We start from the raw sequence: 1,559 nt of genomic DNA on the forward strand, positions 1-1,559 counted from the left end.
CACTTGAAAATAGCAGACAGAGTTGCTTATTGGCAGGTGTAGCGATTTTATTAAAAAGATTTTAAACAGGTTCTTAGTTATCTTCTGTATTTCTTCTCATCTTCTTTTGTTTTCTTATTGTGGCAAGCATGGCAAAGCGTTTGTAAATTAGTCGGTTCTAATCGTTTTGACCAATCAACACGAATAGGAATGATATGATCGACTACATCACCTATCTTAATGATGTCCTTGCTTCTACATTGCACACATAAGCCATGATCTCTACGATACATAAGCTCACGCATATCTTTCCAAAGTCTTGAGTTGTAGAAGGAACGTGAGCTTTTGTTTCGAATATGTTTATCGTAATATTTTGCGGTTTCTTTTTCCTTTTCAATATGTTTAGCACAATACTTATCCCTTGTTAGTTCATTGCAACCTAACGACTTGCACGGCTTGAATGGTTTGCTTGGCATCTTCCACCCCCTTCCTCAACCGTTTCATTTCATCCTCGATAGCAAGATTCTTTTTATTAATCCGTTCATGATACTTTACAATGTCCGCTTGGTGCTCACGGATCTTATCGTTTACATATGCAGCGATATGCTCATGACCACAATGTGGACAAATATAGAAACACTTCTCAATACGATTAGGAAGTTGTGCTACTTGTGGTTGCATATTATAATCTTTATTACAGTTAGAGCAGTAGACTAGCATCTACCCTCACCTCATTTAAAAGAATATTCCGATTATATATTTATAAATACATACAAATTGTTATAATAGAGTTAACATTGCCATCAGGAAAAGTAATTCGCCCCCAAGCGAGTTTCTTTTCCTTTTTTTATGGCTACTTTTCTAAGAATTCATCCAACGTTTTACCAAGCAAACTAATCATCGCTTCTCTCTTTTGCTTTGGTGTTGTATTATCTTGCATTTCATTAAAGATAGGAAGTACCCTTTCTAATTTCTTTTTATCAATGCGTTCATTTACAACATCTTGTCCTAACATTGAAATGAATGTACCAATTACAACAGATTGTTCTTGTTTATCTAGTTTCATTTATTTCACTCCTTTTAATTACACGACCTTGTATTGAATCAGCAATTGCTTGCTTTGTGAATCCAAGTTGCTCTAAACCCGGTCCGCCAAACGGACTCACTTTTAAATCGACGATATCCATACCCTCTTTAAATCGTGAACGGTTTTCGTTAATCCGCAAATTAATATGTTTGACTTCTTTCTCATGAATCTCCACAATCTCTTTTACCAACATCGCTTTCTTACCTTCACCAAACCCACCTTCAATTCCAGTAAACTCATATCCCGCTACCATTTGTTTCTCGATGATTTGTAAGTGGCTCATTTCGTTTCCTCCTCATAAAATCAATTCCTCTCACTTACAAAAATAGATTTATACATTGCGTTCTATGTAAACAAGTTGACCGCTCTTCTAAACCGAATCACAGCCAACTTGGTATATGAATATAAAATAAATCCCCTTGGTTTTTTCGTCCTATCGCGGGTTCCTACCGCCCATGCCCGTTCTTCGGTAACGTTTTGATAATGGGGCCCA

The 1,559-nt window shown here is 36.4% G+C and carries 4 protein-coding genes; all 4 read right to left on the minus strand.

What is annotated here, in order from left to right; genetic code table 11:
• Window positions 1–77 precede the first annotated feature (77 nt).
• Complete coding sequence (locus ACQRBL_RS32195) at window positions 78–455, minus strand: HNH endonuclease (RefSeq protein WP_411996826.1); 378 nt, start codon at window positions 453–455, stop codon at window positions 78–80.
• Complete coding sequence (locus ACQRBL_RS32200; protein WP_411996827.1) at window positions 409–699, minus strand: hypothetical protein; 291 nt, start codon at window positions 697–699, stop codon at window positions 409–411. Before ACQRBL_RS32200 ends, ACQRBL_RS32195 begins: the two co-directional genes overlap by 47 nt.
• A 133-nt stretch (window positions 700–832) precedes the next feature.
• The gene (locus ACQRBL_RS32205) at window positions 833–1,045 is read right to left on the minus strand and encodes a hypothetical protein (RefSeq protein ID WP_000762694.1); all 213 of its coding nucleotides are present in this window, start codon (window positions 1,043–1,045) and stop codon (window positions 833–835) included.
• Window positions 1,032–1,349: a hypothetical protein gene (locus ACQRBL_RS32210; RefSeq protein WP_411996828.1), complete on the minus strand. Its 318-nt coding sequence runs from the start codon at window positions 1,347–1,349 to the stop codon at window positions 1,032–1,034. The genes ACQRBL_RS32205 and ACQRBL_RS32210 overlap by 14 nt, the downstream gene beginning before the upstream one ends.
• Between the last annotated feature and the right edge of the window lie 210 nt (window positions 1,350–1,559).

Origin of the sequence: Bacillus sp. AF62 (assembly GCF_050312695.1) — a bacterium.
GTDB lineage: Bacteria > Bacillota > Bacilli > Bacillales > Bacillaceae_G > Bacillus_A > Bacillus_A cereus.